The sequence below is a fragment of the Embleya sp. NPDC056575 genome (assembly GCF_042793325.1).
GTDB lineage: Bacteria > Actinomycetota > Actinomycetes > Streptomycetales > Streptomycetaceae > Embleya.
This window is the reverse complement of the sequence record NZ_JBHTVA010000033.1, coordinates 35,492-58,007: the sequence shown is the minus strand read 5'-3', so window position 1 is coordinate 58,007 and position 22,516 is coordinate 35,492. Positions and strand designations below refer to the sequence as shown.

Sequence of the window (22,516 nt, the reverse complement as noted above, 5' to 3'; positions counted from 1 at the left end):
TCGCCCGCCCCGCCGTCGCCCGCCGGCCCACCCGCGCGGACGACCCCCCGCCCCGCCTCCCGCCCGCCCCGTTGTCCGCCCCCCCCGGTGTGTCGGCCAACTCCGGTGCTTTCGAAGCGAGTTCATGATCGTTCCGGCCGGCGATGGTGCCGGTCCCGTTCGGATGGGTCATCTCCGCACGCCCCCTGGGTGAGTGGTTCGCCGGGCTGAAACGCAACCCGCCGTGTCAAAATTGCACGACCGGTCGTACTATTTATCAAATCGGCGAAGCCTGTCAAGGCCCGAAGGCGCGCGCGACAGCGGGATAATCGACGCCGGTCGGCCGAGCAGGCGGCGGGCCGACCCGAGGGCCGGACCGGTCGAGCCGGCGGAGACAGGAGTGGTCATGAGCACGTCCGCGACCGACGGGCGGGTCCGCAAGGGCGATCGCACCCGGCAGGCGATCGTCCACCGCGCCGCCGACATCGCCTCGATGGAGGGCCTGGAGGGACTGTCCATCGGCCGACTGGCGAACGACCTGGAGATCAGCAAGAGCGGGGTGTTCGCCCACTTCGGTTCCAAGGAGGAACTGCAACTCGCCGCGATCGGCGCGGCGGTCGAGGTCTATGTGGACCACGTGGTGACCCCGGCGATGGAGGGGCCCGCCGGCCTGGTCCGGCTGTGGCGGCTGACCGAGCGCTGGATCGCCTACTCGCGCGACCGGGTCTTCCCCGGCGGCTGCTTCTTCTTCAACACCGCCGCCGAGTTCGACGCCCGCCCGGGCCGGGTCCGCGACGCACTGGCCGGCGCCTGGAGCGGCTGGCGGGCGCTGCTGACCGCCGAGGCCGAGGCGGCGAAAACCGGGGGCGAGGCCCATCCGGACCTGGATGTGGCCCAACTCGTCTTCGAGATCATCGCGTTCCTGGAAGCCGCCAACGGCATCAGCGTCCTGCACGACGACGAGAGCGCCTACACCCGGGCCGGCACCGCCATCCACGCCCGCCTGCTGACGGCCGCCACCGCCCCGGACGCGCTGCGGGCGCCGCCGACGCACTAGACGGGCCGGCCCGCGCCCGGTCGGAGCTCAGTCCGCCGCCAACCCCGCGTACCTCCGGCAGGCCGCCCGGTCGTCCGGCAGGTCGCGCGCCCGCAGCAGCTCGCGGAAGTTGAGCCACTTCCAGGTGTCCACATCCAGTTCGGCCAGGGTCTCCACGACCCGGCGCCGCGCCGCCGGTAAGTCGGCGAAGGCCGGTGCGGGCACACCCGGCGCCTCCGCGCCGAAGGCCAGGCGCAGCGCCGCGTCCGTGATGGCGAAGGCCGAGGGACCGGAGGTGCGGGACAGCCCTGCCAGGACCGATTCCAGTACGTCGACCGGGAGTTCGCCGGCTTCGAGGGCGACCAGGCTGCTCGACGCGTACGCCCGCAGGTCCCCGTCGAAGAACCCCATCGGGACCGCCTCGTCGTCGGCCGGCGGGTCCACCGTGCAGGCGGCGAGTTCGGCGATCACCTCGAGGTCGGCCGCGCCGAGGCGGGCCAGTGCGATCGCCGCCGCCCAGCGGGCCAGGGGTTCGTCGGTGCCCTGGTGGTACGCCCGCAGCGGGGCGATCTGGGCCGCGTCGCCGAGCAGGCCGATCGCCACGATCGCGTTCGCCGCGACACCCGGTACCGGTTCGGTCGCGGGCAGGTCGCGCAGCCGGGGCAGGATCCGCGGCGCCTCCTCGGGAAACCAGCCGACCGCGTAGGCCGCCGCCGCCCGCAGTCGCGGATCCGGGTCGGTCAGCACACCGCACAGCGTCGGCACACCGGCACGCACCGCGTCGTACGCGCGCAGTTCGTACTCGGCCTCCCGACACGACCGCTCGAAGTCGAAGGTGTCGCGCCGCCGCTCCCGGGCGCGCCGCTCGGCCTGCCCGTCGGCCTCCGCGATCCAAGGGTCGAACCTCCGCCGAGCCCCCTCCGCGCCCTCGGCGCGCGCCCGGCCCACCGCCGCGCGCCAGGCGGCGATCGCCACCCCGTCGGGGAGGTGTACCTCGTCGAAGCCGATCGCCAACGCCGCGAGCAGGTGCACCAGTTCGGCCCGATCGGGAGTACCCGGATCGGCGACGAGCGCGAGCAGGAACGGTACGGCGTGCGCCGTCGCCTCGTACCGGCTGCCCTGATGAAAGATGTTGCCGTAGAGCGCGTCGAGCGCCCGTCCCCGCTCCTCCACGTCCGCCGAGCGCAACGCGCGCAGCTGGTCGGGCACGTCCTCGGCCGAGCCGTACGCGTGTCCCGAACCCGCCCAGTCGATCCCGTCCAGCCCGGCCAGAGGCCCCCACTCCACCATGGTCGACAATCCTTCCCTCTTCGGCGCGTGGCGTCGACGGTCGGAAGCGATCAACCTTATTGGACTGACCATTACAAAACCTGCTAGCGTGCTCCGCATGGCCCGACCACGGAAGTTCGACGAGGAGCAGGCGGTCCAGGCCGCGCTCGACGCGTTCTGGCGAGCGGGCTACGAGGCCACCTCGACGCAGGACCTGTGCGACGCGACCGGACTCGGCCGCAGCAGCATCTACAACACGTTCAGCAGCAAGCGCGATCTGTTCCTGCGCGCGCTGCGGCGCTACATCGAGCACATGACGAGCGTCCAGGTCGCGAACCTGGAGAGCGATCGTCCCGTGCACGACAAGATCCGCGACCTGCTGACCTCGATCGTGGTCGACGAGACGGACACCCCCGGCGACCGGCGCGGCTGCCTGGTGGTCAACACCGCGATCGAACTGTCCGGCCGCGATGTCGAGGTGACCGCGCTGCTCGAACGCGACTACCGCCGCCGGCACGCGGCGATCAGGGCCGCGATCGACGCCGGACGGCTCGACGGCGACATCGACCGGGACAAGGACGCCGACGCCCTCGCGCACGCCGTGATCGGCGCGGTGTCGGGAATCCGACTCGCCGCCCGCAGCGGGGTCGACCGTGCGGGCCTGACGGCGATCGCGGAGACGACACTCGCGGCGCTGTAGCGACCCGCGCACGCCGAGCCGCGCACGCCGAGCCCGACACGGCACCCACCGCACCCGGGACCTCGCTCACGCACGCCCTCGTTTTGAACTACGCATTCCAAAACACGAACGCACACCGCACCACCGACTCGGGAGTACCCCCATGCCCCTGGCCGTCTACATCCTCGGACTCGGCATATTCGCGCAAGGCACCTCGGAGTTCATGCTCTCCGGACTGCTGGAGACAATGGCCGCCGACCTCGGCGTCTCCATCCCCGAGGCCGGGCTGCTGATCTCGGCCTTCGCCGTCGGCATGGTCGTCGGCGCGCCCCTGCTCGCCGTACTCACCCTGCACTGGCCCCGGCGTACCGCCCTGATCGCCTTCCAGGCCGTGTTCGTCCTGGGCCACGTGGTCGGCGCGCTCGCCCCCGGCTACTGGACGGTGCTCGCCACCCGCGTGGTCAGCGCCATCGCCTACGCCGGCTTCTGGGCGGTGGCGGCCGTCACCGCGATCGGTCTGGTCGCCCCGAACGCGCGAGCCAAGGCGATGGCGGTGGTCGCGGGCGGATTGTCCCTGGCCACCGTGGTCGGCCTCCCGCTCGGCACCATGATCGGCAACTGGGCCGGCTGGCGCGCGGCCTTTTGGGCGGTCGCCGCGCTCACCGCGCTGAGCACGGCCGCGGTGTACGCGGTCCTGCCCGGCGGGCACACCGCGAACGAGGCGCCGCGCTCGGTCCGGACCGAACTGCGCTCCATGCGCCGGCCGCGACTGTGGGTCGCCTACACCACGACGGCGGCCGGTTTCGGCGCCGTGGTCGCGGTGTTCGGCTACCTCGGCACGATGCTGACCAACACCACCGGGATCGGCGAGGCGTGGGTGCCGCTGGTGTTGTCCTGGTACGGGGTGGGCGCGGTGGTCGGGATCACGGTCGGCGGACGGCTGGCGGACGAGCACCCGTTCGGCACCCTGTACGGCAGCCTCGGCACGGTCGTGGTCGTGTCCCTGCTGCTCGCGCTGACCGCGCGCAACGTGCCGGCCACCCTCGTCCTGGTCTTCCTGCTCGGCGTGGGCGGCTTCGCGGCCAACCCGGCCGTCAACGCCCGGGTGTTCGCCATCGCGTCCGACGCCCCCACCCTCGCCGGTGCGACCAACACGGCGGCGTTCAACGTCGGCATCACCGTCGGCCCACTGCTCGGTGGCCGGGTGATCGCGGCCGGCTTCGACTACGCCGCCGTGGCGTGGGTCGGCGTCGCCCTGGGCCTGATCGCGCTGGCGAGCGCCTGGACGGACTCCCGCATGCACGGGCGTACATCCGCGCACGCCGCCCATCCGGCCGCCGAGCACTCGGCCCCCGAAGCGACCCGGGTGCCCGCCTGAGCAGCGCCCGGCGGTGGCCGCGTCGTGTCGACCTCGTGGCCGACGGTGACCACCCCGCCGCACCCTGCGACATTTGCCGCCCCATGCGCCTGACACAGCATCAGTTCCCTTGATTTTTCCGACCTCCGGGGCTGCCGGACGACTTGCCGAGGGGTCTAATCTGATCCCCTGCTTCAATGGTCCGTTTTCGGTCGAACGGGTAGAAATCACCCGTCTAGGACAGGACGGTTCGCCATGGTCTCCACCGACCCCGCAAGACCCTCCTCGCCCGAACCGCCCCTGCGTCGCGCAGCCGGCGAGAAGGGCCTCAAGACCGGCGCGCTGGGCCTCGCGTCCAGCGTCGTGATCGGGCTCGCCTCCACCGCACCGGCCTACAGCCTGGCCGCCACCCTCGGCATCATCGTCGCGGGCGTCGGCCTGCAATCGCCGATCGTGATGGTCCTGGCCTTCGTCCCGATGTTCCTGATCGCCTACGGCTACAAGGAACTCAACGAGGACAACCCCGACTGCGGCACCACCTTCACCTGGGGATCACGCACGTTCGGCCCGATGACCGGCTGGATGGGCGGTTGGGCCATCATCGTCGCGGACGTCATCGTGATGGCCAACCTCGCGCAGATCGCCGGCCAGTACGGCTTCCAGCTGGTCGGCGCCTACGGCCTGGCCGAGGACACGTTCTGGACCACCTTCGCGGGCGTCGTCTGGATCATCCTGATGACCTGGATCTGCTACGTCGGCATCGAACTGTCCGCCAACCTGCAGAAGGTACTGCTGACCATCGAGATCGTGGTCCTGGTCGCCCTCGGCCTCACCGCGCTCTGGAAGGTCTACCTCGGCAACGCCCCCGACGGCTCGGTTCACATCGCGGGGTCCTGGTTCAACCCGTTCGAGATCGACTCCGTCGACGCGCTGACGAAGGGCGTCCTGGCCGCGGTGTTCATCTACTGGGGCTGGGACACGGCCGTGTCGATCAACGAGGAGACCGCGGACTCCGCGCGCACCCCCGGCCGGGCCGCGGTGATCTCGACCGTCCTGCTCCTGCTGATCTACGTCCTGATCAGCACCTCGGCGCTGTCCTTCGCGGGCGCCGGCGACACCGGCAGCGGTCTGGCCAACCCGGACAACTCCGGAGACGTACTGTCCGGCCTCGGTTCGAGCGTCTTCGGCAGTGTCGGATTCGGCTGGTTCATGGCCAAGCTGCTGGTGTTCATGGTGCTGACCTCGTCGGCGGCGTCCACCCAGACCACCATCCTGCCGACCGCGCGCACCGCGCTGTCGATGGCCGCGCACCGGGCCATCCCGGAGAAGTTCGCGCGCGTGCACACCCGCAACCTGGTGCCGACCTGGTCCACGGTCGGCATGGGGATCGCGTCGGTGGCCTTCTACGTGGTGATCACCCGGGTCAGCACGAACGTACTGACCGACTCGATCGGTTCGATCGGCCTGGCCATCGCGTTCTATTACGGCATCACCGGCTTCGCCTGCGTCTGGTACCACCGACGCGTGCTCACCCGCAGCCGGCGCGACCTGATCACCAAGGGCATCATGCCGGGGCTCGGCGGCGTACTGCTGGCGTACTTCTTCATCGACGCCTGCTACGTCTACTCGGACAAGGACTACGGCACGACGTACTGGACCCTGCCGTTCGCGCCGCACTGGCAGCTCGGCGGAGTGTTCCTGACCGGGATCGGCGCGCTGTTGCTGGGCGCGGTGCTCATGCTCGGGTACCGGTTCGTCGCGCCGTCGTTCTTCCGCGGCGAGACACTGCCGCGCGCGGTGGCTTCGAGGGACGCCGTGGTCGAGTGGGTGGGGTCTCCGGGGTCTCCGGGGTCTCCGGGATCTCCGGGGCCTGCGGGGCCTGCGGGCTCGGCGGGGCCTGCGACAAACGAGGGGTCCACGGGATCCACCGCGCTCTGACCCGCGTGGGTGGGCCCACTCCGCTCGGTGGGCCCACCGCGCCATCGGTCAGTGTTCGCGGAACTGCTCCAGGAGGCGACGGTCGCGCTTGGTCGGGCGGCCCGTGCCACGGTCGCGCCGGGGAACCATCAGGATCTCGTCCCGAGGCGGACGCGGCGGGCTGTTGTCGGTCAGGCACTCGGCGGCCACCGGCGGTCCGACCCGCTTGCGCACGATGCGCTTGACCACGACGATCCGCTCGTAGCCGTCCACGCGCACCCGCACCTCGTCCCCGACCTTGACGGTCTGCGCGGGCTTGACCCTGTCCCCGTTGACCCGCACGTGCCCGGCCTTGCAGGCCGCGGCGGCAAGCGAGCGGGTCTTGGTCAGCCGCACCGACCAGATCCAACTGTCGACCCGAACGGCCGTCGCCTCGTCTGTTGCCATGCCCCGACTCTAACCCGGCAGGTTCGGTTCGCCCCACCTCCGCACACCGGGCTGCACCCCGGCCGGTTCGGGTGTCCGCACGGTCGTCGCGGCGCCCCGCCGGGCGGGACCCTCGGGGGATACCCGTGCGTCCCCGAGGAGTCGGCGTGTTCCCGAATACGATCCACCTGCCCGGCAATCCCACCGCCGTGACCCGTCGTCGCTGTTGCGTACTGGCCGTGACGCTGGCCGGGTCCGCCGCGGTCGCCACCACGCCCGCCGCCGCTGCCACCGGTTCGCCGCGGGCCCGGACCGGCGGTGCGCGACTGCGCCGGGAGGCGGAGTGGCTGCTGCGCGAGGGGGGCTACGTCAATGTCGCGATCCTGCTCCGGGACGGGTCCGAGCGGATCGAGGCGAGTGCCGGACCCGGCGAGGCGCGTACCGGGCAACCGATGCCGCACGGCGGCGCGTTGCGGGCCGGCAGTGCCACCAAGGCGTTCGTGGCCACCGTCGTCCTGCAACTGGTCGCCGAGCGACGATTGTCGCTCACCGACGCGGTGGACCGGTGGTTGCCGGGCGTGGTGGCCGGCAACGGCAACGACGGTCGCCGGGTGAGCGTGCACAACCTGCTGCGACACACCAGTGGGCTGCACAACTACTCCATCGAACTCGGGGACACCGCCGCCGACTTCGAACGACTGCGGTTCCGCCACACGGGGCCGGCCGAACTCGTCGCCGCCGCGCTGCGCTTCCCCCCGAGCTTCCCGCCCGCCGCGCCCGACGACCCGGCGCCGAACTGGGAGTACTCGAACACCAATTACATCCTGGCCGGAATGATCATCGAGCGGGTCACCGGCCGACACTGGGCCGAGGAGGTGCGTGCCCGCGTACTTCGCCCGCTGGGCCTCACCGGCACCCGCGCCCCCGGCGACGACCCGACCCTGCCCGCGCCGTACGCCCACTCGTACCACCGCTTCCCGGACCGCGACGAGTGGGTGGACACGACCGTACGCACCATGTCCTGGGCCGACGCCGCCGGCGAACTGGTGACCACCCACGCCGACTTGGAGCGCTTCTTCACCGCGCTGCTGCGCGGCCGACTGCTCCCGCCGGCGCAACTCGCGCTGATGCGCGAGACCGTGCCGATGCCGCCCGACTTCGAGCAGGTGATGCCGGGTGTCCGGTGCGGTCTGGGCCTGATGCGCCAACCGCTGCCGTGCGGCGGGTATCGCTGGGGCCACGGCGGGGACGTCGAGGGCTCCAAGATCCGCATGGGCGTCACCGAGCACGGCCGGCGCGGCGTGGTGATCGTGGCCAACGGCACCTACACGGACGACGAACACGGCCTGCGCGCCGAGGTGGCCGTGCAACAACTCACCGACCGCCTGCTCTGCCCCGAAGGGAGCGCGCCACGATGACCGCGCCGAACCGGATCCACGGAAGCCTGTTACGCCCGGCGGCCCTGGCCCTGGGCATCGCCCTGACCCTGACGGCGGCCGGCCCGGGCGCGGCGACGGCGAGCGCCGACACCCGTGCCTCCCGTCTCCAACGTGATGCCGACGCGGTCCACGCGGCCGGCGCGATCGGCGTCACCGTGCACTACACGGCTCGCCCGACGCCCGGCGGGCCGACCACCGTCCGTACCGCCCGCAGCGGTGAGGCCGAACTCCACACCGGCCGGCCGCTGCCCCCGAACGGCCACTACCGCACCGGCAGCACGACCAAGACCTTCGTCGCCACCGTCGCCCTCCAACTGGTCGCCGAGGGCCGGCTGCGGCTCGACTCCCCCATCGAGACCTGGCTTCCCGGTGTGGTGCGCGGCAACGGCAACGACGGCCGCCGGATCACCCTGCGCCAGCTGCTCCAGCACACCAGCGGCATCCCCGGCTACACCGCGCTGCCCGCCGCCGTACCGGCCCTGTACTCGGCGCGCGGCTACCTGGAGAACCGTTTCCGGCACTACCGGGCCGCGGATCTGGTCGCCGCCGCGCTGACCCTGCCGAGCCGCTTCGAGCCGGGAAGTTCGTGGGCGTACTCGAACACCAACTACCTGCTGGTGGGCCTGATCATCCGACAGGTCACCGGCCGCTCGTGGGGCGAGGAGGTACAGGAACGCGTCATCCGCCCGCTCGGCCTGCACGACACCCGCGTCCCGGGCGACGATCCGTATCTGCCGCGCCCGCACGCACAGGCGCAGCACACCTTCGCGGGCGACACCCGGCCGACCGACACCACCGTGCTCAACCACACCGTCGCCGACGCGTCGGGCGCCATCCACGCCACGCCGAGCGACATCGACCGGTTCTTCGTCGCGTTGTTGTCCGGCCGGCTGCTCGGCCCCGCCGAGCTGGCCGAAATGCAACGCACCCACCCGATCCCCGACGAGCCCGGACGCGGTTACGGTCTGGGCCTGGAGAGCACCGGGTTGAGCTGCGGCGGGCGGTACTGGCAACACGGCGGCGACGATCTGGGCTTCTCCAGCGAGAACGGCGTCACCGGCGACGGGAGCCGCGCGGTCGTGGTGGTGCGCAACGGCGTCGACGAGAACGACGAGGCGGGCGGCGCACGGGTGGACGCGGCGACCCGGGCGCTGATCGACCACGCCCTGTGCGCCCCGGATCCACGCCACCCGTGAACCGCGCGACTACGGCCTGGGTGACAGCAGCTCCGACCACCCCTCCAGTGTCGGCCGCTCCGCCAGGTCGGCGAAGTCCACGCTCACTCCGTGGTCGCGGGTCCAGCGCTCGACCAGCGCCATCACCCGCACCGAGTCCAGGCCGTAGTCGACCAGGTTCTCGTCGTCGGGGATGTCCGCCGGGTCCTCGCCGAGGATGTCGGCCACGTCGGTGCGGATCAGTTCGAGAGTCAGGGCCACGTCCGGTCTACTTTCCCGCGAAGAGTGATCGGGTATCGGTGACCACCGCGCAGTTCGCGGCGGCCCAGGACAGGGCCATGCGATGGTTGTCGGAGGTGAAGTCGGCCACCGCGTCGGCCACGACGAACGTCTGGATGTCCTGCATCCAGGCGTCGCACGCGGTGGTGGTCACGCCGATGTGCGCGTACACCCCGACGATGATCAGTTGGTCGCGCTCCAGGTCGCGCATCCAGCGGCGCAACTCGGTGCGGACGAAGGCGCTGTACTTCCACTTGGTGAGCACGGTGTCGGCGGGGCCGGGCGCGACCGGTGCGGCGACGGCCGCCGCGTGCAGGTCGTCGGGCAGGCCCGGGCCCCAGAAGTCCTGTTGCAGGCCACGCTGTTCGGCGGTCTGACCGCCGGGCTGGGCGGAGTAGACCACGGGTACGCCGAGTCGGTGGCAGTCGTCCTTGAGACGGGCGACGTTGGCGAGCAGTTCGGTGATCGGCGAGGCGTTCGGGGTGAACGCGGACAGGAAGTAGTTCTGGAGGTCGTGCACGAGGAGCGCGGCGCGGGTGGGGTCCACGGTCCAGTCCACCCGATTCGTCGGCAGGTCGGCCGAGTTCGGCATGGGATAGGGGGCGATCTTGGGGAGGGCCATCGGGGAGGCGGTCCTTCGGGAGGTGGATGTGTGTGGGGGTGGACGCGGGCTCAGCCGGCCCGGGCGGCCAGTCCGGCCGCGATCGCCGCGCGCAGGTCCTTCTTGCTGACCTTGCCGACGCCGGTATACGGGAACGTCTCGACGAACTCGACGTGGTCGGGCACCTTGTAGCCGGCCAGGCCGCGTTCGCGGACGAAGCGGCGGATGGCCACGGGCTTGAGCGGTTCGGCGCCGGCGCGCAGGATCACGTACGCGCAGGTGCGTTCGCCCAGGTAGGCGTCCGGTACGGCGACCACGGCCGCGTCGTGCACGGACGGGTGGGCCAGGATGTGGTTCTCCACCTCCTCCGCCGCCACCTTCTCGCCGCCGCGGTTGATCTGGTCCTTGGCCCGGCCCTCCACCACGAGGTGGCCGGAGGCGAGTTCGCGGACCACGTCGCCCGTGCGGTAGAAGCCGTCCTCGGTGAAGGATCTCGCGTTGTGCTCGGGGGCGTTCCAGTAGCCGCGGATGGTGTAGGGGCCGCGCGTGAGCAGGTGTCCGGTCTCGCCGTCGGGGACGGGGGCGTCGGCGTCGTCGACGATGCGGATCTCGTCGTCCGGGGAGATCGGCCGGCCCTGCGAGGTGACGATGATCTCGTCGGGGTCGTCCAGGCGGGTGTAGTTGACCAGGCCCTCGGCCATGCCGAACACCTGTTGCAGGGTGCAGCCGAGGGTCGGGGTGACCCGGCGGGCGGCCTCCTCGCTGAACTTGGCGCCGCCGACCAGGAGTACGCGCAGGCTGCTCAGGTCGAAGCCGCCGCGCTCGGCGGCCTCGGTCCAGGCCAGGGCGAGCGGCGGTACCACGCCGGTGATGGTCACCCGTTCGCGTTCGATCAGCGCGAAGGCGACGTCGGGGGTGGGCTTGGGGCACAACACCACGCGCGCGCCCGCGTACAGCGCGCCGAGCGTGCCGGGCGAGCTGAGCGGGAAGTTGTGGGCGGCGGGCAGCGCGCACAGGTACACGCTGTCCGCGTCCACCGCGCAGATCTCGTTGGAGCCGCGCAGCGAGTAGATGTAGTCGTCGTGGGTGCGCGGGATCAGCTTGGGCACGCCCGTACTGCCCCCGGACAGTTGCAGGAAGGCGAGATCGCCCGGGGCCGGGGGGTCGGTGATCTCGACCGGGTCGCGCTCGATGTCGACCAGCGCGGTGTGTTCGCCCGGGTCGCCGACCACCAGGACGTGCCGGAGCGTGGGCGTGACCGCCTGTACGGCGCTTGCCAGGGCGCGGTGGTCGAAGCCGTCGGACACGTCGGGGATCACGTAGGCGACGGCCTCGCTGAACGCGCAGAAGTGGCCGATCTCGGTCCGGCGGTGTGCGGGGAGCGCGAACACCGGCAGGGCGCCGATCCGGAACAGGGCGAAGATCACCGCGAAGAACTCGGCCACGTTGGGCAGTTGCACCACGACCCGGTCGCCCCTGGCGACGCCGAGCGCGAGCAGTCCGGCGGCGACGCGGTCGGCTCGCTCGTCCAGGTCGCGGTAGGTCCAGTGGCGTTCGCCGTCCACGATGGCGACCCGGTCCGGGTGCGCGGCGGCGCGGTCGCGCAGGACGCCGCCGAAGGTCTCGCCGCGCCACCAACCGGCCGCGCGGTAGCGCTCGGCGAACTCGGCGGGCCAGGTGGGCGCGAGCGGCCGGGGGTTCGGGGTGCTCGGGGTGTTCGGCGTGGTCGCGGTGCCCGGCGTCTTCGGGGTGCTCATCGTTCACCCGCCACGGCGTGCAGGAAGGTGCGGAACTTGGCCTCGGTCTCGGCGGTTTCCGCGTCCGGGGAGGACGCCGCGACGATCCCGGCACCGGCGTACAGGCGCAGCACGTCGCTCGCGGCCTCGGCGCAGCGGATGGTGACCACCCATTCGCCGTCGCCGTCCGCGTCGCCCCAGCCGACCATGCCGGTGTACAGGCCCCGGTCGAAGGGTTCGAGGTCGGCTATGGTCTGCCGCGCGGTGGTGGTCGGGGTGCCGCAGACGGCCGGTGTCGGGTGCAGTGCGCAGGCCAACTCCAGTGCGGAGGGCCGCTTTTCCGGGTCCACGGTGCCGGTGACGGTGGTGGACAGGTGCCACATCGCGGCGGTGCAGACCAGGGTCGGCCGTTCGGGGATCTCCAGCGTGGCGCAGTGTGGGGCGAGCGCGTCCCGCACGGCCGCCACCACGACGGCGTGTTCGTGCAGGTCCTTCTCGGATTCGAGCAGGGCCATCGCGCGGCGTACGTCCTCGGCCAGGTCGGTGCTGCGTCTGGCGGATCCGGCGAGCGGGTTGGCGACCACCCGGTCGCCGTGCCGGGAGACGAGCAGTTCGGGGCTGGCGCCGATCAGGGTGTGGTCGGGCCGGGTACCCGGGACCGCGAAGGTGTACCCCTGCGGGTCGCGGCGGGCCAGGCGCTGCAACAGGACGGGTATGTCCGGCGGATCGGCCGCGTGCAGTTCCAGGGTGCGGGCGAGCACGACCTTGTCGAACGCCCCGGCGCGCATGCGCCGTACGGCCTCGGCGACGCCCGCGCGGTAGGTCTCCGGCGCGGGTACCGGACGGATGTCCCAGTCGGTCGGCGGCGGCGCGGGCGCGGCCAGTGCGATCAGCGGGTCGGCGGTCAGCGGCGGCCCCCAGTCGATCGTGCCGGGCACCACGAGCGCGGCGGGGGCGCCCTGGTCGAACGGCACCGCGCCCAGCACGATCGGGGGTCGGCCGCCGACCGGGCTCGCGTCGGCCAGTGTCGCGGCCACGCGCGTCGGCAACGGGCGGGCGTCGTGCGCCACTTCGGCCTGCGTGCCGTGCGCGAGCAGGGTGCGGGTGGGGGATGCGAAGAAGCGTGTGTCGCCCGGACGATACGCCTCCAGCAGCGCGGTCGCCGCGCCCACTGTGGCCAGGCCGGTGGCTTCTGGGGTGGTCACCTGAGGCTCCTTTGATTCTCCGACGGGGTGGTACGGAGTCCGTGCGGCACCGACGACCGGCGGGTCGGCCGGTGGGCCGGGCGAGTGGGGCACGTCGAACCGGTGCGCGCGGTCCGCTTCCACGGTCTGCGGTACCGGTCGCCGCGCGCGGTGTTTGCGATGCGAGTGTGCGTGCGGGTACGGGTGCATGGCCGGTGCGCCGGGCGGCTCGTGGCCGAAGTCCCTCACGAGGAGCGCCCGTTCGTCACACGTGCAGCGTGGCGCCGCCGTCGACGTACATGTTGTGCATGGTGATCTGCCGAGCCCGGTCCGAGGCCAGGAACACGACCGCCTCGGCGATGTCGGCGGGGTCCGCGATCCGGCCGAGCGGAATCCCGGTGCGCCACGTCGCCGGATCGCCGTCGAGCACCCGCTTCGGCGCCTCGGGGTCGGTCCACAGGGCGCGTTGCATCGGGGTGTCGGTGGAACCCGGCGAGACCACGTTACAGCGCACACCGCTGCGTGCCAGCTCCAGTCCCAGACACATCGTGAACATCGTGGCGGCGGCCTTGGAAGCCGCGTAGGCCGCCATCCCGGTGCGTGGGATGCCGGCCGCGTTGGAGCCGACCGTGACGATGCTGCCGCGCCCGCGCGCGGCCATCGATCCGGCCACCGCCCGGCCGGTGTGGAACACCCCGGTGGTGTTGACCGCGAATGTGTCGGCCCAGTCCCGGTCGGTGAGTTCGGTCACCGGCGAGACGTGCAGCACGCCGGCCACGTTGACCAGGATGTCGATCGGCCCGAGGTGGTTCTCGATCGCGGCGATGGTGGCGTCGACCGCCGAGGCGTCGGTGACATCGAGCGGGTAGGCGATCACCGCGTCGGTGCCGTCGTCGGCCATCAGGTCTTCGACGCCGGTCGGATCGCGATCGGTGGCGGCGACGGTCGCACCGTGGTCGACGAGGGTCCGGACGACGGCGGCACCGATGCCCTGCGCGGCGCCGGTGACCACCGCGACGCGACCGGCGAGGTCTGATGGGTGCACGAAACTCCCCTTGGCAAGCACAACCCCGTTGATCGGGATTTAGGTTAGCCTAACCTAATATCGATCTCATGGTCGATCCCGGTGGGGCCCTCGTGCGGGCTCGAAGTCGGCGTGATGCGGCCTTCCAAGGGCGCTCGATGGTTAGGTTAGCCTCACTTTATGACTGTGCATCAGCCGATTCTGCAAAACCTGGGTGGCCCGCCGAGCATGTCCACCGACGCCACGCCCGGGGCGCATTCGGACGATCGCCGCGACGACCCCTCGGGGCGCGCGGCCGGTCGGCGTACGGTCCTGATCGCCGCGATCGCACTGACCGCGACGGTGGTGGTGCTGACCGGGATCTCGCTTTCGGTGGGCGCCGGCGAGGTCGGTGTCGGCGGCGCCTTCGACTACATATTCAACCGGCACGGCGCCCGCTCCGACAGTCATCTGACCCTGGTCATTCGCGACCTGCGGCTGCCGCGCACGCTGACCGCGCTGCTCACCGGCGCCGCGTTGGGCACGGCGGGCTGCCTGTTGCAGACCGTCACCCGCAACCCGCTGGCCGAGACCGGGCTGCTCGGGGTCAACGCGGGAGCCTCGCTGGGCGTCGTGCTCGGCATCACCCTGGTCGGCGTGCAGACCGGATACGGCTATCTGGTCTGGGCGTTCGCCGGCGCCGCCGTGGCCGGGCTGCTCGTCCTGGCCATCTCCGCCCGGCGCGGCGGGGGTTCGCCGATGCGGCTGGTGCTCGCGGGCGCCGCGCTGAGCGCCACCTTCGGCGGGATCACCAACATCCTGATCGTCAACTCCACCGAGGCGTACGACAACTTCCGCTTCTGGATCCTCGGTTCGCTGGCCGGCATCCAGGGCTTCGACTCGCTCGGCAGCCTCGCACCGGTGCTCGCCGGCGGGTTCGTGCTCGCCGTGCTGGTCTCGCGGTCGTTGTCGGCGCTGGTCCTGGGCGACGACCTGGCTCGCGGGCTCGGCCATCGCCCGGCGCTGACCCGGGCCCTGGTCGCGGTGTCGGTGACCCTGCTCACCGCGTCCTCGGTGGCCCTGGTCGGCCCGATCTCCTTCCTCGGGCTGCTCGCCGGTTTCCTCGCCCGGACCCTGGCCGGTCCGCGCATCCTCGCCCAGCTGTGCTTCTCCGCGCTGATCGGCGCGGCCGTACTGACCGCCGCCGACGTCGCGGCCCGGGTGGTGGCCCGGCCGTTCGAGGCGCCGGTCTCGGTGATCGTGGCGCTGATCGGCGCGCCGCTGTTGATCGGTGTGGTGCGGTCGCGGCGGCTGGGCGCGCTGGGGCTGACGGACGCGCCGGAGTCGGTGTCGGCGTCGGGCGGGGGTGTCGGCGGCGCGGCGCGGGTGCGGCGTCTGATCGGGGGCCGGTGCGCCGGGGCGGCGCGGGCGGGCGAGACGGCGCGGGCGGGCGAGGATGCGCCCGAGGACGAGGCGGCGCGGGCGGACGAGGACGCGCGTGCGGCGGCGCTCGGGCGGCGCGTTCGGCGGTTGCCCGAGCATCTGGTGTTGCGCCGGGGCCGGTTCTCCCTGCTGTTGCCCGGTCGGGCGGTGCTGGTCACCACGCTGCTCGCGGTCGCGCTGGCCGCGGCGATCGTGGTGTCGGTGTACTCCGGCCAGCGCGAACTGGGCCTGGTCCGTACCTTCGACGCGATCCTCGGCCGGGGCGACCACTTCGACGTGCTGCTGGTCCGCGAGTTCCGGCTGGGGCGGATCGTGGCCGGCGCGGCGGCGGGCGCCGCTCTGGGCGTCGCGGGCTGCCTGACCCAGACACTGGCCCGAAACCGGCTCGCCACCCCGGAGTTGCTCGGCGTCAACGACGGTGCCACCGCCGCCGTCCTGGTCTCGGTCAGCTTCAGCGCGAGCGGCTCGTTCGGTGCGTGGTGGGCCGGACCGATCGGCGCGCTCGTCGCCGCCGTGGTGGTCACCGCGGTCGCCGGCGGCCTGGGCCGACGCGGCTATCGGGTCCTGGTGGTCGGCCTGGCGCTGTCCGCGCTGGCGTCCGCGATCACGCAGGTGGTGCTCGCCCGGCGATCGCTCAACTCGGCGAGCGCGCTGTACGTATGGAGTTCGGGCAGCCTGAACGGGCGCGGATACGGCGTGGCATGGCCGGTACTGATCGGGCTCGCCGTGCTGGTCCCGCTCGCCCTCGCGCTCGGGCGCAAGCTGGACGTGTTGCGCTTCGACGACTCCACCGCCTCCTCGCTCGGCCTGGATCCGGGCCGGATCCGGCTGATCTGCCTGGTCGCGGCGGTGTGCCTGGCGGGTCTGGCGGTCGGGATCTGCGGGCCGGTGGGCTTCGTCGCGCTGGCCGCGCCGGTGATCGCCGGACGGCTGACCGGGCCGCTGCGGGTGCCGATCCTCGGCTCGATGCTGGTCGGCGCGATCCTGATCGTGCTGGCCGACATGCTGGGCCGAATCGTCCTGGACGGCGCGGAGATTCCGGTCGGCGTGGTGACCACGGTGCTGGGCGGTCCGTTCCTGCTGTGGGTGCTGCTGGGTCGGTCCGGCTCGGCACGCGCGTAGGGTGGGATCGAGGCCGGATCGTAATTATCCGCGGCGAAGGGGTGTACGCCGAAAGAGGCGGGGCAGTATGCCCGGACGTCGGAACAATGCACCGCGCCCACGCACCGTGTACGACAAGAGGGGAAGGCAGACGATGAACCCGAGCACGACGACCGCGACCACAGCCGCCGCGGAGATTGCTCACACGGCTCGTTCCGTCGCATTCCCGGCACTCGCGTCCTCGGCTCCGGATTCCTCGGTCGGCACGTCCGACGAGTTCGCCGACCGGGTCTTCGACACCTTGGCTTCGCCGGATCACGCGGAGCCGACCGCGAGCGACGCGCGAGCGATGTCCAAGGTCCTCTTCGACCGACTGAGGGTGTTGGAGGAGGGCACGCACGAGTACCAGTACGTGCGCAACACCCTGATCGAACTCAACCTCCCCCTGGTCCGGTTCGTGGCCGGCCGCTATCGCTCGCGGCACGAGTCGATCGAGGAGATGGTCCAGGTCGGCACCATCGGGCTGATCAAGGCGATCGACCGATTCGACGCCTCGTTCGGGACCGAGTTCCCCACCTTCGCGATACCCACCATCTCGGGTGAGATCAAGCGCTTCTTCCGGGACACCAGCTGGGCCGTGCACGTGCCGCGGCGCCTTCAGGAGCTGCGGCTCGAACTGGCTCGCGCGCGCGACGCGTTCACCGGTCGATTCGACCGTGAACCCACCCCCGCCGAGCTGGCCGAATACCTGGACCTCAGCATCGAGGAGGTCACCGAGGGGCTGACCGCGGCGGCCGGCTACTCCGCCTCCTCGCTGGACGCGCCCGCCTCGGAGGACGGTCCGGGCGACGGCTACTCCGGCCGCTCGTCCTACGTCGACCCCGGCTACGAGATCGCGGAGAACCTGCACGTACTGAAGCCGCTGCTGGCGGCGTTGCCGGAGCGCGACCGGGAGATCGTGTCGATGCGGTTCGGCCAGGAACTGACCCAGGCCCAGATCGGCGCCCGGCTCGGAATCTCGCAGATGCACGTGTCGCGCCTGCTCAGCCGCATCCTGACCCGGCTGCGCGCGGAACTGCTCGCGGACTGAGCACACTTCGCGCACTCTGGGCGGGACCGCGCGAACTCGCGGCCCCGCCCCATTCGTTCGCCCGGTGCGCTGTTTCAGGCCGCCGCGCGGCCGAGTAGCGCGTCCATCGCCTTCGGGAAGTCGGCCGTGATCGCCGGGCCCAGCTCCGGGCCCACCCGGTCGGCGTCCGGGCCGGTGATCTCCAGGCGGTGCACCACCCGAGTGCCGACGCCGTTCGCGAGCCGCTTCAGGGCGTGGCTGAAGCGCAGCCGCACGCCGCCGAACTCGGTTTCGTCCGCGTACAGTTCGTTCTCCTGGACGGCGACGATCACGGATCGGATCGGGTCCTGCCCGGTCGGCGTCATCGAGACGTGCGACCCGACCTCGAACGGCCCCTCCAGCACGACCGCCTCCATCGAGGTGTCCCAGCGCGCCCAGTTGTCCACGTCGGAAAGCACCTTCCAGATCGCCTCGGCGCCGACCTCGGTCTCGACCGTGTGCTCGTGAATCCACATGATGTGCCCGCCCCGCTCGCTCGACATTTAGCCTGTGCAGAGATTATCTGCGCGACGACTGAATCGCAAGGAATCCGGGCCGCCGCACCGGTCGCCGGCCGGATCCCGCCGGCCGGGGTCACCGATCGCGGGGTATGCGATCACGGACAGGGAATCCGGGTCACGAACAGGGAACAGCCGTGGACCTCGCTTCGTTGTCCGAACGGCCGCACCGACCGGATCCTCGGCGACGTGGGGCAGAGGTTGTGATGTGTGTGTCGGGTTGCGGGGGCGCGGTACGGAACGGGCGGGCGCGGGTGGGTACACCGCGCGTCGCCCGGCATTCGACCGACGTCGCCGTCGCCGCGGCCGCCGACGACAGGGGCGCCATCCGCCCCTTGGAAGTGGAGGCCCAGTGGGTTCGTCCGGTGCTCTCACCCGGTCCGTCCGTCGTTTCCTGGGCAAGCCCGGAAGCGTGACCCCGACGGGCCTGCGCCCCCTGGTCCGGCGTGCCGCCGAACGCGAGGCGGCGCTGCGCGAGCTGTCCGACGCCGAACTGCGTGCGGCGGCGCACACGCTACGGGTACGGGTCGGCGGCGCGGAGCCCGAGCCGGAGGCCGCCGTGCGTTCCGGCGGCCGGTTCGGTCGGGCCGGCCGGGCATCCGGGATCGCGGGCACGCCCTGGGACGACGACGCCATGGTCGAGTTGTGCGCGCTGGGGCGCGAGGCCGGCCGCCGGGCTCTGGGCGAGCGGGCCTACGACGTGCAACTCCTGGGCGTACTCAGCCTGTTGCGCGGCACGGTGGTGGAGATGGCCACCGGCGAGGGCAAGACCCTGGTCGGCGCGCTGGCCGCCGCCGGGTTCGCGCTCCAGGGCCGCCGGGTGCACGTGTTGTCGGTCAACGACTACCTGGCCCGCCGCGACGCCGAGTGGATGGGGCCCGTGTACGACCTGCTCGGCGTGCGGGTGGCGCACGTGACCCAGGAATCCACCCCGGCGGAGCGGCGGGCCGCCTACGGCCGCGACGTGGTGCACGTGCCCGTCACCGAGGTCGGCTTCGACACGCTGCGCGACCGGTTGCGTACGGATGTCGCCGAACTGGTGTTGCCCGCACCGGATGTGGCGATCGTCGACGAGGCCGACGCGGTGCTGATCGACGAGGCCCGGATCCCGCTCGTCCTGGCCGGCGGGACGGCCGCGGGGTCCGACGAGGCGGAGGCGGCCCGGGTGGTGGCGGACCTGGTCGAGGGCCGGCACTACGAGGCCGCGTCGGACGCGATGACCGTACAGCTCACCGACACGGGCGTGGCCGAGGTGGAGCGGGCGTTGGGCGTGGACAACCTGTACGCGCGGGGTATGGACGCGCGCCTGTCCCAGGTCAACGTCGCCCTGTACGCGCGGGCGCTGCTGCGCCGGGACGTGGACTACCTGGTGCGCGAGGGCGGCATCAAACTGGTCGACGCCAACCGGGGCCGGGTCGCCCAACGGCAGCGCTGGCCCGACGGGTTGCACGCGGCGGTGGAGGCCAAGGAGGGGCTGACCGCAGGGCCGCGCGGGGAGGTCCTGGACCAGCTGATCGTGCAGGACCTGATCGGGAGTTATCCGACGGTGGCCGGGATGACCGGCACCGCGGTGATCGTCGCCGAGCAACTGCGCGAGTTCTACCGGTTGGAGACGGGCGACCTGCCGCCGAACCTGCCCTGCGTGCGGGTGGACGAGCCGGATCGGCTCTACGACGACGAGGAGTCCCGGGACGCGGCGCTGATCGCGCTGGTCGGGCGCACCCACGCCACGGGCCGACCGATCCTGATCGGCACCCGCGACGTCGCCGCGTCGGAGCGGATCGGCGCCGCGCTGCGCGAGTCGGGCCTGCGGTGCGCGGTGCTCAACGCCCGGGACGACAGCCGCGAGGCGGCGATCATCGCGGAGGCCGGGGCGATCGGCGCGATCACGGTGTCCACCCAGATGGCCGGACGCGGTACGGACATCCGCCTCGGCGGCGCGGACGAGGCCGACCACGAACGGGTCGTCGAACTGGGCGGGTTGCTCGTGGTCGGAGTCGGCCGACACCACACCCGACGCCTGGACGACCAGTTGCGCGGCCGTGCCGGCCGTCAGGGCGACCCGGGCACCTCGGTCTTCCTGACCAGCCTCGACGACGAGTCCATCACCCGGCACACCACCGACCCCCCGCCCCGCGCGGCCCGGGTCGAGTCCGACGGCCGCATCCTCGACGCGGCCGTGCGCCGCTACGTCGAACAGGCCCAAAGAGTCGCCGAAGGCGCCCTGTTCGACACCCACCGCACCACGTGGATGTACAACCAACAACTCCACCTGCAACGCCAGGAGGTGTTGGCCCTGCGCCACGACGTCCTGCACGACGACGCGGCGGCCGTCATCCTGGCCGACCTCAACCCGGACCGTTGGGCGGAACTCCACGAAGAGGTGGGCGATTCCGTCCTGGCCGAGGCCGCCCGCCAACTCCTCCTCCACGCCCTCGACCGCGCCTGGACCGACCACCTGGCCCGCACCGCCGACCTCCGCGAGGGCATCCACCTACGCGCCCTGGCCCGCCAAAACCCCATCGACGCCTTCCACGCCGAAACCCAACGAGCCTTCGCCCCCCTGATCCAACGCGCCCGACGCACCGCCGCCGAATCCCTCGACACCGCCGAAATCACCAGGTCCGGCCTCGACAGGGAAGCCTCAAACCTCACCCGCCCCAGCACCACCTGGACCTACATGGTGGACGACCAACCCTTCCAAAGCCTCCGCGACCCCTTCCTCACCACAATCACCCGAAAACTCCTCCCCACCACACCCGGGAACGACTGAAAAGCACACCCTGGCCGGTCGGTTCGGTTCCCGGCGTTCGGGGTCGGGCGGCGGCGGGGTTTTGTCAGTGGTGAGGGGTGTTGTGGCGCAGGGTCGCGTAGTCGGCCGCGGTCCAGGCCATCGCTATCGCGGCGTCGAGGAGGGCCTGGTCGGCCTGTGGGGAGACGGCGGCTTCGGCGAAGGCCGGTTCGTGGGGGGCGCTCGTGCCGCCCGTGATGTCGAGGACCGGGTGGATCGTGGGGATGACGTGGGAGACGTTGCCCATGTCGGTGCAGGCGAAGGGTGGGCGCGTGGTGGGTTCCGGGCGGCCCAGCTCCCGGGCGTTGGCACGCCACAGGGCGATCAGGGTCGGGTCGGTGCGGAAGTCGAGGTAGTCCGGCTCGGGGCGGGTCAGCCGGACCTCGCAGCCGATGGCCAGCGCGCCCGCGCGGAAGCAGGCCTCGACCCGGGTGCGCAGTTCGGCCAGGTCGGCGGCGTCGGTGGTGCGCAGTTCGTACTCCGCCGTGGCCCGCTCCGGAACCACGTTGGGCGCGGTGCCCGCCGCCGTGGTGATCCCGTGCACCCTCCAGTCGGCGGGCAACTGCCGCCCCAGCAGCCCGAGGGCGACCTGAGCCACCGTCAGCGCGTCGGCGGCGCTGCGGCCCTCGTGCGGATTCAGGCTCGGGTGCGCCGCGGTGCCCAGGAACTCCACGGACAGCGTGCCGAGCGCGAAGGAGCGGAATTCGGCCACCTCGAACGGACACGGGTGCACCATCATCGCGGCGTCCACTCCGTCGAACGCGCCCGCCTCCAGCAACAGCGCCTTTCCCGCGCCGCGTTCCTCGGCGGGTGTGCCGATCACCCGCACGGTCAGGCCCAGTTGCCCGGCGACCGGAGCGAGCGCCAGGGCCGCGCCGACCCCCGCCGCCGCGATCAGGTTGTGTCCGCACGCGTGTCCCAGGCCCGGCAGCGCGTCGTATTCGCACGCGATGGCCACCGTCACCGGTCCCGTGCCGACGGTCGCGACGAAGGCCGTCTCCAGGCCGTGCGCGGGCGCGGTGACGGTGTAACCGTGCGCCCGCAGCAGTTCCGCGCACCAAGCGGAGGCCCGGTGTTCGGTGAACGCCGGCTCCGGGTAGGCATGGATGCGTCGACTCAGCGCGAGCAACTCGTCGCGGTTCGTCAGGACTCGATCGCGAATCGCGGCCCGGTCGGCGTCCGAGGCCGGTAGGTTCGCCACGTCGGCCACGCTCATGTTCCGCTCCAGTTCATGTTCTTCAGCGAGAGCTGCATCGAGGGCCGCTTCGAGAGCAGCGTCCGGAACCGCACCGAGAGCCCCGTCGCGGGCCGCACCGACAGCTCCTGCGCGAGCCGCGTCGCGCACGTCACCGAGAGCTCCGTCCCTTCGGGAGCTCCGCCTGATCGAGAGCTCCGCCTGATCGAGTTCCGCCGCTCCCGGGGGCGCCCCGTCGAGCATTCGAAAGATAGCTTAGGCTTACCTAACTTGGCGTGCC

19 protein-coding genes are annotated in these 22,516 nt (G+C 72.0%); 9 read left to right on the top strand and 10 right to left on the bottom strand.

Annotated elements, in window-relative coordinates:
• Positions 1 to 385: 385 nt before the first annotated feature.
• The gene (locus ACFRCG_RS25580) at positions 386 to 1,036 is read left to right on the top strand and encodes a TetR/AcrR family transcriptional regulator (RefSeq protein WP_380035314.1); all 651 of its coding nucleotides are present in this window, start codon (positions 386 to 388) and stop codon (positions 1,034 to 1,036) included.
• A 27-nt stretch (positions 1,037 to 1,063) separates the two neighbouring features.
• On the opposite strand, the gene ACFRCG_RS25575 is transcribed toward ACFRCG_RS25580, so the two are convergent.
• The gene (locus ACFRCG_RS25575; RefSeq protein WP_380035311.1) at positions 1,064 to 2,305 is read right to left on the bottom strand and encodes a HEAT repeat domain-containing protein; all 1,242 of its coding nucleotides are present in this window, start codon (positions 2,303 to 2,305) and stop codon (positions 1,064 to 1,066) included.
• Between the two features lie 97 nt (positions 2,306 to 2,402).
• Between ACFRCG_RS25575 and ACFRCG_RS25570 the strand changes: the two genes are divergently transcribed.
• The 3 genes from ACFRCG_RS25570 to ACFRCG_RS25560 all read left to right on the top strand — a co-directional run bounded on the left by ACFRCG_RS25570 (position 2,403) and on the right by ACFRCG_RS25560 (position 6,258).
• Positions 2,403 to 2,984 (top strand): TetR/AcrR family transcriptional regulator, encoded by a 582-nt coding sequence (locus tag ACFRCG_RS25570; RefSeq protein WP_380035308.1) that lies wholly within the window; start codon positions 2,403 to 2,405, stop codon positions 2,982 to 2,984.
• Positions 2,985 to 3,126: 142 nt separating this feature from the next.
• Entirely contained in the window at positions 3,127 to 4,341 is a 1,215-nt protein-coding gene (locus tag ACFRCG_RS25565; protein ID WP_380035305.1) for a Cmx/CmrA family chloramphenicol efflux MFS transporter, read from the top strand.
• 234 nt (positions 4,342 to 4,575) lie between these two features.
• Positions 4,576 to 6,258: an APC family permease gene (locus ACFRCG_RS25560; RefSeq protein WP_380035302.1), complete on the top strand. Its 1,683-nt coding sequence runs from the start codon at positions 4,576 to 4,578 to the stop codon at positions 6,256 to 6,258.
• 48 nt (positions 6,259 to 6,306) lie between these two features.
• Here the strand turns inward: ACFRCG_RS25560 and ACFRCG_RS25555 are convergent, their stop codons facing one another.
• A complete protein-coding gene (locus ACFRCG_RS25555; protein WP_380035299.1) occupies positions 6,307 to 6,684 on the bottom strand; it encodes an RNA-binding S4 domain-containing protein in 378 nt (125 codons plus the stop codon).
• Between the two features lie 146 nt (positions 6,685 to 6,830).
• On the opposite strand from ACFRCG_RS25555, the gene ACFRCG_RS25550 reads away from it, so the two are divergent.
• Together ACFRCG_RS25550 and ACFRCG_RS25545 are read left to right on the top strand one after the other, a co-directional pair.
• On the top strand, positions 6,831 to 8,081 hold the full coding sequence (locus tag ACFRCG_RS25550) for a serine hydrolase domain-containing protein (RefSeq protein ID WP_380035296.1): 1,251 nt from the start codon (positions 6,831 to 6,833) through the stop codon (positions 8,079 to 8,081).
• Positions 8,078 to 9,298 carry a serine hydrolase domain-containing protein gene (locus ACFRCG_RS25545; protein WP_380035293.1) on the top strand — a complete coding sequence of 407 codons (1,221 nt, stop codon included), beginning with the start codon at positions 8,078 to 8,080 and terminating at the stop codon, positions 9,296 to 9,298. Before ACFRCG_RS25550 ends, ACFRCG_RS25545 begins: the two co-directional genes overlap by 4 nt.
• Positions 9,299 to 9,307: 9 nt before the next feature.
• On the opposite strand, the gene ACFRCG_RS25540 is transcribed toward ACFRCG_RS25545, so the two are convergent.
• From ACFRCG_RS25540 to ACFRCG_RS25520, 5 genes are all read right to left on the bottom strand, one after another.
• Entirely contained in the window at positions 9,308 to 9,538 is a 231-nt protein-coding gene (locus tag ACFRCG_RS25540) for a phosphopantetheine-binding protein (protein WP_380035290.1), read from the bottom strand.
• Between the two features lie 7 nt (positions 9,539 to 9,545).
• A complete protein-coding gene (locus ACFRCG_RS25535; protein ID WP_380035287.1) occupies positions 9,546 to 10,178 on the bottom strand; it encodes an isochorismatase family protein in 633 nt (210 codons plus the stop codon).
• Positions 10,179 to 10,228: 50 nt separating this feature from the next.
• The gene (locus ACFRCG_RS25530) at positions 10,229 to 11,914 is read right to left on the bottom strand and encodes a (2,3-dihydroxybenzoyl)adenylate synthase (protein WP_380035284.1); all 1,686 of its coding nucleotides are present in this window, start codon (positions 11,912 to 11,914) and stop codon (positions 10,229 to 10,231) included.
• On the bottom strand, positions 11,911 to 13,098 hold the full coding sequence (locus ACFRCG_RS25525; RefSeq protein WP_380035281.1) for an isochorismate synthase: 1,188 nt from the start codon (positions 13,096 to 13,098) through the stop codon (positions 11,911 to 11,913). Before ACFRCG_RS25525 ends, ACFRCG_RS25530 begins: the two co-directional genes overlap by 4 nt.
• A 244-nt stretch (positions 13,099 to 13,342) precedes the next feature.
• Positions 13,343 to 14,122 (bottom strand): 2,3-dihydro-2,3-dihydroxybenzoate dehydrogenase, encoded by a 780-nt coding sequence (locus ACFRCG_RS25520; protein WP_380035278.1) that lies wholly within the window; start codon positions 14,120 to 14,122, stop codon positions 13,343 to 13,345.
• 159 nt (positions 14,123 to 14,281) lie between these two features.
• Between ACFRCG_RS25520 and fhuB the strand changes: the two genes are divergently transcribed.
• Together fhuB and ACFRCG_RS25510 are read left to right on the top strand one after the other, a co-directional pair.
• Entirely contained in the window at positions 14,282 to 16,645 is a 2,364-nt protein-coding gene (gene fhuB, locus ACFRCG_RS25515) for a Fe(3+)-hydroxamate ABC transporter permease FhuB (protein ID WP_380035275.1), read from the top strand.
• Between the two features lie 133 nt (positions 16,646 to 16,778).
• Positions 16,779 to 17,714: an RNA polymerase sigma factor SigF gene (locus ACFRCG_RS25510; RefSeq protein WP_380035273.1), complete on the top strand. Its 936-nt coding sequence runs from the start codon at positions 16,779 to 16,781 to the stop codon at positions 17,712 to 17,714.
• A gap of 74 nt (positions 17,715 to 17,788) precedes the next feature.
• On the opposite strand, the gene ACFRCG_RS25505 is transcribed toward ACFRCG_RS25510, so the two are convergent.
• Positions 17,789 to 18,235 carry an SRPBCC family protein gene (locus ACFRCG_RS25505; protein WP_380035270.1) on the bottom strand — a complete coding sequence of 149 codons (447 nt, stop codon included), beginning with the start codon at positions 18,233 to 18,235 and terminating at the stop codon, positions 17,789 to 17,791.
• A 7-nt stretch (positions 18,236 to 18,242) separates the two neighbouring features.
• Between ACFRCG_RS25505 and secA2 the strand changes: the two genes are divergently transcribed.
• Positions 18,243 to 21,023: an accessory Sec system translocase SecA2 gene (gene secA2, locus ACFRCG_RS25500; protein ID WP_380035267.1), complete on the top strand. Its 2,781-nt coding sequence runs from the start codon at positions 18,243 to 18,245 to the stop codon at positions 21,021 to 21,023.
• Positions 21,024 to 21,087: 64 nt separating this feature from the next.
• Here secA2 and ACFRCG_RS25495 read toward each other — a convergent pair whose 3' ends face one another.
• A complete protein-coding gene (locus tag ACFRCG_RS25495) occupies positions 21,088 to 22,257 on the bottom strand; it encodes a M20 family metallopeptidase (RefSeq protein WP_380035264.1) in 1,170 nt (389 codons plus the stop codon).
• Positions 22,254 to 22,391 (bottom strand): hypothetical protein, encoded by a 138-nt coding sequence (locus tag ACFRCG_RS25490; protein WP_380035262.1) that lies wholly within the window; start codon positions 22,389 to 22,391, stop codon positions 22,254 to 22,256. The genes ACFRCG_RS25495 and ACFRCG_RS25490 overlap by 4 nt, the downstream gene beginning before the upstream one ends.
• Between the last annotated feature and the right edge of the window lie 125 nt (positions 22,392 to 22,516).

What these genes read in the sequence shown, in the direction of transcription:
- ACFRCG_RS25580 (WP_380035314.1), top strand. Translation starts at nt 386, where the DNA reads ATGAGCACGTCCGCGACCGACGGGCGGGTCCGCAAGGGCGATCGCACC.
- ACFRCG_RS25575 (WP_380035311.1), bottom strand. Translation starts at nt 2,305, where the DNA reads ATGGTGGAGTGGGGGCCTCTGGCCGGGCTGGACGGGATCGACTGGGCG.
- ACFRCG_RS25535 (WP_380035287.1), bottom strand. Translation starts at nt 10,178, where the DNA reads ATGGCCCTCCCCAAGATCGCCCCCTATCCCATGCCGAACTCGGCCGAC.
- ACFRCG_RS25560 (WP_380035302.1), top strand. Translation starts at nt 4,576, where the DNA reads ATGGTCTCCACCGACCCCGCAAGACCCTCCTCGCCCGAACCGCCCCTG.
- fhuB (WP_380035275.1), top strand. Translation starts at nt 14,282, where the DNA reads ATGACTGTGCATCAGCCGATTCTGCAAAACCTGGGTGGCCCGCCGAGC.
- ACFRCG_RS25555 (WP_380035299.1), bottom strand. Translation starts at nt 6,684, where the DNA reads ATGGCAACAGACGAGGCGACGGCCGTTCGGGTCGACAGTTGGATCTGG.
- ACFRCG_RS25545 (WP_380035293.1), top strand. Translation starts at nt 8,078, where the DNA reads ATGACCGCGCCGAACCGGATCCACGGAAGCCTGTTACGCCCGGCGGCC.
- ACFRCG_RS25565 (WP_380035305.1), top strand. Translation starts at nt 3,127, where the DNA reads ATGCCCCTGGCCGTCTACATCCTCGGACTCGGCATATTCGCGCAAGGC.
- ACFRCG_RS25495 (WP_380035264.1), bottom strand. Translation starts at nt 22,257, where the DNA reads ATGAGCGTGGCCGACGTGGCGAACCTACCGGCCTCGGACGCCGACCGG.
- ACFRCG_RS25505 (WP_380035270.1), bottom strand. Translation starts at nt 18,235, where the DNA reads ATGTCGAGCGAGCGGGGCGGGCACATCATGTGGATTCACGAGCACACG.
- ACFRCG_RS25530 (WP_380035284.1), bottom strand. Translation starts at nt 11,914, where the DNA reads ATGAGCACCCCGAAGACGCCGGGCACCGCGACCACGCCGAACACCCCG.
- ACFRCG_RS25570 (WP_380035308.1), top strand. Translation starts at nt 2,403, where the DNA reads ATGGCCCGACCACGGAAGTTCGACGAGGAGCAGGCGGTCCAGGCCGCG.
- ACFRCG_RS25510 (WP_380035273.1), top strand. Translation starts at nt 16,779, where the DNA reads ATGAACCCGAGCACGACGACCGCGACCACAGCCGCCGCGGAGATTGCT.